Here is a 7,253-nt window from a genome sequence, read left to right as displayed (position 1 = left end):
ACCTCGTCTTTGGTAGCCCCCGACCGGAGCCTCAGACGTAACCAATCTCAGGCACTCGGAAGTTCCTTCTTGCGGAGATTTTTACTAAAGAAAGCCTTTCCTATATACCAGCTACATCTATAATAGCATCGGCTAATGCCTCCCAGGTATACTTTTGTTTCTCTTCCTTTATATTCAGGATCATATCAGATGCTTTATTCTCTTTGTAGAATCTTTCTATAGCATCTGCGATTGCGTTTGGATCAACCGCTACGACGTACCCTACTTTCTGGTCTGGTATCATTTCGCTAAGACCACCCACATTTGTAACAATCATGGGCACTTCAAAGTGATAGGCTATCTGGGTTACTCCGCTTTGGGAGGCATCCCTGTAGGGTTGCACCACTAAATCTGCTACAGAAAAGTAGTCCTTTACCTTTTCATGGGGAATGTATTCGGTGGCTAGAATCACTCTGTTCTGTAAATTGCCTTCCTCTATGAGTTGGGTATACAGGTCTGGAGATTCATAGAACTCCCCTGCCACGATCAGTTTGATGCCCCTTTGCCGAAGCCTAGAATCTTGCATAGCTTCTAACAAGAGGTCTAACCCTTTGTACGGTCTAATGAAGCCAAAGAATAGAAGGTACTTGCCGTCAGGTAAGTTTAACGCTTTCAGGGCTTCGGCTCTTTCTACTTTGGGACCGTACGTGTCATAAATGGGATGTCCCTGACAGGCGATTGGTTTGGTTTTGCTGAACTGCTTTAGCTCTTCTTGTACGGTAGCCGACATGGTGACGAACGCATCACAGGCATCTACAAAGAATCGGGTGAGTTCTTTATCGCCGGGGCGTTTTTCATGCGGTACTATGTTATCTGTAAGAGCTACTACTTTCGTGTGCTTGTTTCCCTTGATGATTCTGGCAACTGTCCCTAAACTGGGGCTCATGAAAGGGAGCCAGTACCTGAACAAAACTACATCGGGTTTCTTTTTCCTGATCTTGTAGCCGAGGCTAATCCAGGTGAAGGGGTTGATGGAGCTTAACTCCTGGTGGATAGTTAGATCCTGAGGCGGCGGCCCGTCTACTAATTGAGACTTGCCTGGAAAGAGAATGGCTGGATACTGCGTGGTGAAGGTGTAGATTTCAACCTGGTGCCCCATCTGCTGCCAGGTACGGGCCAGGCTTTCAGTAGAGGCGGCTATCCCTCCCCTAAAGGGATAGGCCGGCCCCACAAGAACAATATACGCCATAGCTTAAAAACCGATATTATCCCGAATCAGGTACTCGTCTTTTCTTCTACCAGACAAGGAAACCATTTCGGCCAGAAAGCCGGCCAGAAATAACTGCACACCCACCACCACGGCTACCAAGGCTAGAAAGAACAAAGGTTGATCCGTGACGTCCCTAACCATCTGATTTTGAAAAGAGTGGTATACCTTTTCTATCACCAACCAAGAAGTAATCAGGAAACCAATCAAAAACGAGATAGTACCCAAACTCCCGAAGAAGTGCATGGGGCGCTTCCTGAATTTAGAGACAAACGTGATAGACATCAAGTCCAGGAACCCATAAACGAAACGCTCTAAGCCGAACTTGGTAGTGCCGTATTTCCGCTCGCGGTGCTGCACCACTTTCTCGCCTATCTTTCCAAAACCGTTCCACTTAGCAATAACCGGGATATACCGGTGCATCTCGCCGTACACTTCAATGCTTTTCACCACGCGCTCATCATACGCTTTAAGCCCGCAGTTAAAGTCATGAAGTTTTATTTTAGAGATCTTGCGGGTAGCGGCGTTGAACAGCTTGGTGGGCAGTGTTTTGCTCAACGGATCATAGCGCTTCTTTTTCCAGCCGGAAACCAAGTCATACCCCTCTTCCACAATCATGCGGTAGAGATCAGGAATCTCGTCTGGGCTATCCTGCAAATCGGCATCCATGGTGATGACCACTCTTCCCTGGGTTTCCTTGAAGCCAACATTGAGGGCGGCAGATTTCCCGTAGTTCCGGTTGAACCGGATGCCCTTGAGGTTTGGGTCTTGCAGAGACAGTTCCTGAATCATTTTCCAGGAAGTATCTGTGCTGCCATCATCAATCAAAATGACCTCATAAAGAAAACCGTGCAATACCATCACACGGTTTATCCATTGGGTAAGTTCTGGCAGTGACTCTGCCTCGTTAAGAAGTGGTATTACCACCGAAATATCTACGCTCTTCTGCATGAAAATTCTTACTCAAACTCTGGACGGTTTCTCTTCATGATAGCCGCAATAACAAGAGATAAAATGAAGCCTAAAATAATCGCACCAATAAAACCCATGACCAACATCATCTCGGGGCTAGTGAATTTCTCGGTCATGCTGGTGGCTTGCTCTATCTGCTCATCACTCATCCCTTTGCTTTCCATCTCCTCTATAGACGCATTCCGGATTTGCTGAATGATGTTTGCATCCACAAACTTTAGATAGATATACGTGAAGATTCCGCTTAAAACCCCAGAAACAGCCGATAAAATGGTACCGGTACCCAAGCCCTGGCCATAAGACATAAAGCCATTATTCTCCTTTTTGAAATAATTGTAAGCCATGACAATCCCTACAATAGGAATAATCATGCCTAAATAGGACACCATTTTATTGGTATGCAACCCTGTAAGGTAAAGCACAAGGCTGAAAATGATGGAGGCGAAGCCGGTCATAATACCGTAGCGCACACCTACGGAGCCTGGAGTAACGGTTTGTTCATTCATGGTGAATTGGTTTTGGTTTTTGGTTTATTTTCTAAAAAAGACGCCTAAAACGATGCTAATAAAGAAACCCGTTACCATTCTATTCACAAAGCTGATTTGCGCCAGCGTATAAGCGTTCAGCTGGTTCAAGTTCTGGTAAGCATTCTTGTAATTTACTTCCCCCATCACCTGCGTTAACTCCGGCTTGGTTAGCTCCATCCGTTTCTGACTCAATATAATATATTCTTTTATCATTTCTTCGCCCGCGAAAACGGAGTAGATGCACAGTAGCAGGGCGAAGGTGAAGGCCAGGAAGAAGACGGTGAGCAGGCCCACCTTAAACGCTTTCCCGAACCCTAGTTCGGTATCATGAAACTTCTTGAAGTACTTTATGGCCAGAAATATAAAAATAGAGACGAAAACAAGGGTAGAAGAATACTCGCTGGTAGTATCATACGGATTCTCAAACCCCAGTAAAGCGAGAATCAACACAAAAGCGAAACTTACAATCCCCCCGGTTACGCCATACCTGATGGCGGTATTTACAACAGCTCTGTCAAACATTTGAAGTCTCTCTAGTTGTGGAAGGCTGGGTTTCGCGTAAGCTGCCCGTTCAAGTACGTCCCGAACACGCATCCTTTTAACTCTCGTCCAAAGAAAGGGCTGTTCTTGGCGGCCGAGGCGTTCAGGCTTTCCTCAAACACCCAGGTTTTGGCCGGATGGAAAAACGTGAGGTTAGCCACGGCACCTTCAGCCAAGGAAGGAATGGGTAAGTCTACTATCTTTCGGGAGTTAACGGCCAGCTTCTGCATCAGCTCCTGGCTTGACAAATGGGAAGAAAGCGTTTCATTCGCGATGGCGTACGCCGTCTGTAAACCTATGATGCCCGCTTCGGCTAAGTCAAATTCCAGCTCTTTTGCTTCTTCATCCCACGGCATGTGGGCCGATACCAAGGTGTCAATGGTTCCGTCCTGCAAACCTTCCAAAATAGCCAGCCGGTCTGCCTCGCTTCTGAACGGCGGACTTACTTTATAATTCGTGTTGAAGGGCTCCATCATCTCATCTGTGAAAGCGCACTGATGGGCAGCCACGTCACAGGTGACGTTTATGCCCTGTTTTTTGGCTTTCCGCACTAAACTGATGCCCGCCGCCGTAGACAATTGGGTGAAATGCAGCCTTCCGCCCACGTAACTCAGCAACTGTACATCTCTGGACACCTGTACTTCTTCGGCTATAGCCGGAATTCCTTTGAGCCCTAAGCGCGTACTGGCGGTTCCTTCGTGCATTTGCCCGCCAGTGGCTATTTTCTTGTTTTCAGGCCGATTTATCAAAACTCCCCCGAAAAGCTTGAGGTATTCCAACGCTTTCAATACAGAATCTTCGGCTTGCAACGGCACAGTACCGTCTGTAAAGGCAATGGCACCCGCCGCTTTCAGATCCAGAATCTCAGATAAGTCTTTTCCCTCTAAGTCATGGCTGACCGCGGCCAAGGGATGCAACCGGACAAAACCGTTTATGGGCTTATTTTTGAAAAACTCAATAGAAGCGCGGGTTTGGGTAATAGGGTTTACGTTAGGCAAACACGCCACCTCGGTAAATCCCCCATAGGCCGCCGCTCTTGCAAAATTGTCTAGCGTTTCCCTGTGCTCATACCCGGGCTCTCCACTAAAGGCAATTAAGTCAAACCACCCAATAGAGCAATGCAGCCCCTGGCCGGGAATAATTTGTGCATTTGCCTCCTCAATGGAAGGAGCCATTTGGTGGATACGGCCTTCCCTCAGGAGGAGGTCTACTGTCTGGCCGTTCAACCCAGAAGTTGCATCAACTATGGTTACCGCTTTAAATAGGAGATCCACTTTTTTTAGTGCTTAAAATGACTGCCTCTAGCCCGAGGCACAGAAAACACAATATTAGGCAATATTTCCAAAGGGAGGGGCCGCTTGCTTCCTTTTGCAGTTGTTTTTGCAGCGAAATGCTTTCTTCGGGCTCCAGTACCTGAATGTTCTTTCCATGCTCCGCCAGTAGTTCTTTTAATTCGTCCACTGAATAGCCCTCCAATCTTGATTCTGCTCTGGGTATGTTCATGGCAATGGTAGAAACTACTTTGCCTTCCCGCATTAATTTGTAGAACCCAGGCTTATTCACCTCATGAGGAAGACTCATCTGAAGCAGATTCTGCCTCACCCTTTGGTCAGGGATAAACGATTGTTGCCCTAGTACCAGAGAATAGGGTTGTTTGGATGCCACTGCATCTTCCAGCGGAATACTGATGTTCCCGCTGTTAGGCTGATGTGATAAAACTGATTTGCCAGTGCTGGAAGATAATGCCACCTGATACATCACCGGAACAAACAATGGGTGCGCTACAAACGATGATGCATTGTTAATGGGAGACGCAAATAAATGGACGTTGCCTTTTCCTACCCTGAAAGTACTTAGAAAAGGGGTGTTATCAGTGAACTTGAGAATAGTATGGAACGAGCTTCGCCAGGTTAAAACCGGTTTGGCTTCTGGCATTTTCATGTTTTGAACCTCTTTTTCGAAAATCTGCCTAAAAAAGGCATCTGACAAATCAGGTTGTCCCAAAGGTTTTGCACCAAGCTCCTGATTTTCCACGCTTACGTCTCTCAGCCCAATTCTGGAAAGAAAGTCAACGGTGGCTTGTTGCGTGACCTCTGTTGGAATAAGAACCACTGAATTCCCATCTTCTACCCACGCTTTCACTTCATTGACTAAAGAAGAAGCACCGCTGGTTGGAATATCCAACACCCATAAACTGTTTGGAGCCTGGGCTTTTTGGGAAAAAGTAAACGCTGGCTCAGCTTTATAGGCCTGTACTATCGGGTCTTTCTGTAACTGCGCCCGACTCATTCTAATCTGAATTGCCGAAGGCTTAGGAAGGACAATGAAATACTGATTATCAAAGGTGGTCACCGGATCTTCTACTTCAAACGTGATTTCTTTCGGTTCATTTCTGTTAAGGGGAATCTTAAAATGTGCCGTGGCTTTCTGGCCAGGATCCAGAAGTACCTGCGTAGCCCCTACCAACTGTCCTCCTTCTGAGGCCGATACTTTTATTTGACTGCTTTCACTCAGATTGCTACCCGCCACCCGTATAGAGATGCCTGCCAATGAATTAGGCATCAATATAGGTTGCTCCAGCCAAACCGAATCAATGAATAAATTAGAAGTATTTCCGGACGAAAGGGAAATCAGCGTTATTGCTTGGGCTCTAGGTAAACTTTTTAGTATATCTGGAGAAAAGGTAGACTTCTGGAAATCTGACAAGAAATACGTTTGACCAGAGTGACGCTGATTTTCTATTCTATCTATTCCCTCCTGTGGCAAGTAAAAGGATGTACTGGATCCTGATTGTGCAGTACTGCCTCTTCTATTAATGGAAGATTGGTTTTGGACAACATCCGAAACAACATCTAAGGTCAGGTCGGCTTTAGAGATTCCGTTCTTTGTGGAAGGACTCTGCATACTCCAGGAAGTATCCACCAGCACCACAGCATTGTTATTTGATAGGGAGCTATTATTTTTTAGCTGGTTCAGGAATAATAAAACCGCAGACAATGCCGCCGCCACAAAAAGAAGTCTAAGGAAGAGAAGGAGGTAGTTATTGATTTTCCGAACAGACTTTGTTCTTGAGATTAATGCATTTAAAAATTGAATATGAGAGAAGTCAAGCCTCTGCCTGAGTCTTAGCCCAAAGAAATGTATAAAAATTAAAATGACTGCAGCAATAGCAGTTCCAGATAGGAGAGGCAGCATCTAGTAAATCCCGGTTATACGTGAAGATAACTATTTGCTTCTAAAACTTAATATATCAGACGTTTGGTATAGGTCTTTGCTTCTTTTGATCAAATGGAAGTGTTTTGCGACCCTGGACATAATTGCTAGTATACGATATCAAGGAGTACGTTCATTAAACCACTTCTATTCATAAAGGAGTTCAATAAATCTAATGGAGAGCTAAACCCATTTTAACTTGATTAACAAGAAAGTTGTTCGGGATTGCTGAAGAACAGATAGAGAAATAATGGCTCTATTGGCTGCTATCGGGAGAAGACCGAAGATTGGGAAGAGCGAGCGGGGATAGTCCTTAAGGCACTAAACAATTGATTTAAAGAACTCGTGGTACCCAGCGGCTGTTAAGGGCAGAGCGAAGAAAATGCTTTGAGGGCGACCCGGCATTTAAAGGTCAGAAGCATCAGGCAGGTCTGGGGGTGCTCAGGATGCGCATCCCCCAACCATTACAATCAGCAGAATGAATAGGCTGGAAAAAGCAGAGGGTTTATGAATTGTTTTCATAAAAAAAGGCGGAAAGCGGCGGAGCGAGCGGATGTCTGCGGCAGTGCACAGGCAAACCTGCCGCTTCCGGCCCGTTTCCGCAGCGGCAGGCCCACAGCCAGCGGGGTGGGCGCTTCCGGGCATAGCGCGCGCTTCGGGGTGGGCGTAAACGGGCCGGCCCCGCCTCCTTGTCAGGGGCGGGGCCGGCTTGCTGGGGGTTGGCGGCTACCTACTCTCCCGCGTGTGACCGCAGT

6 protein-coding genes are annotated in these 7,253 nt (G+C 46.5%); all 6 read right to left on the bottom strand.

Features of this window, described 5'->3' with window-relative positions; all coding sequences use genetic code 11:
• Positions 1 to 100: 100 nt before the first annotated feature.
• Genes HHO50_RS20750 through HHO50_RS20725 form a run of 6 tightly spaced genes read right to left on the bottom strand, consistent with a single transcriptional unit; the run spans position 101 to position 6,480 of the window.
• Positions 101 to 1,228, bottom strand: coding sequence for a glycosyltransferase (locus HHO50_RS20750; protein WP_181309065.1), 1,128 nt, complete (start codon positions 1,226 to 1,228; stop codon positions 101 to 103).
• Positions 1,229 to 1,231: 3 nt separating this feature from the next.
• Positions 1,232 to 2,197, bottom strand: a complete 966-nt coding sequence (locus HHO50_RS20745) for a glycosyltransferase family 2 protein (RefSeq protein WP_181309064.1) — start codon at positions 2,195 to 2,197, stop codon at positions 1,232 to 1,234.
• Between the two features lie 8 nt (positions 2,198 to 2,205).
• Positions 2,206 to 2,724, bottom strand: coding sequence for a DUF4199 domain-containing protein (locus HHO50_RS20740; RefSeq protein ID WP_181309063.1), 519 nt, complete (start codon positions 2,722 to 2,724; stop codon positions 2,206 to 2,208).
• 24 nt (positions 2,725 to 2,748) lie between these two features.
• Positions 2,749 to 3,267, bottom strand: coding sequence for a DUF4199 domain-containing protein (locus HHO50_RS20735; RefSeq protein ID WP_181309062.1), 519 nt, complete (start codon positions 3,265 to 3,267; stop codon positions 2,749 to 2,751).
• 11 nt (positions 3,268 to 3,278) lie between these two features.
• Positions 3,279 to 4,559 carry a dihydroorotase gene (locus tag HHO50_RS20730; protein ID WP_181309061.1) on the bottom strand — a complete coding sequence of 427 codons (1,281 nt, stop codon included), beginning with the start codon at positions 4,557 to 4,559 and terminating at the stop codon, positions 3,279 to 3,281.
• Positions 4,543 to 6,480 (bottom strand): BatA domain-containing protein, encoded by a 1,938-nt coding sequence (locus HHO50_RS20725; protein ID WP_181309060.1) that lies wholly within the window; start codon positions 6,478 to 6,480, stop codon positions 4,543 to 4,545. The genes HHO50_RS20730 and HHO50_RS20725 overlap by 17 nt, the downstream gene beginning before the upstream one ends.
• Positions 6,481 to 7,253: the final 773 nt, after the last annotated feature.

It is taken from the genome of Rufibacter sp. XAAS-G3-1 (assembly GCF_013623775.1).
Classification (GTDB): Bacteria; Bacteroidota; Bacteroidia; order Cytophagales; family Hymenobacteraceae; genus Nibribacter.
This window is presented reverse-complemented; position numbering and strand designations above follow the sequence as displayed.

Excerpts from the sequence above, each read along its gene's own strand:
- HHO50_RS20750 (WP_181309065.1), bottom strand. The coding sequence starts at position 1,228 with ATGGCGTATATTGTTCTTGTGGGGCCGGCCTATCCCTTTAGGGGAGGG.
- HHO50_RS20725 (WP_181309060.1), bottom strand. The coding sequence starts at position 6,480 with ATGCTGCCTCTCCTATCTGGAACTGCTATTGCTGCAGTCATTTTAATT.
- HHO50_RS20745 (WP_181309064.1), bottom strand. The coding sequence starts at position 2,197 with ATGCAGAAGAGCGTAGATATTTCGGTGGTAATACCACTTCTTAACGAG.
- HHO50_RS20735 (WP_181309062.1), bottom strand. The coding sequence starts at position 3,267 with ATGTTTGACAGAGCTGTTGTAAATACCGCCATCAGGTATGGCGTAACC.
- HHO50_RS20740 (WP_181309063.1), bottom strand. The coding sequence starts at position 2,724 with ATGAATGAACAAACCGTTACTCCAGGCTCCGTAGGTGTGCGCTACGGT.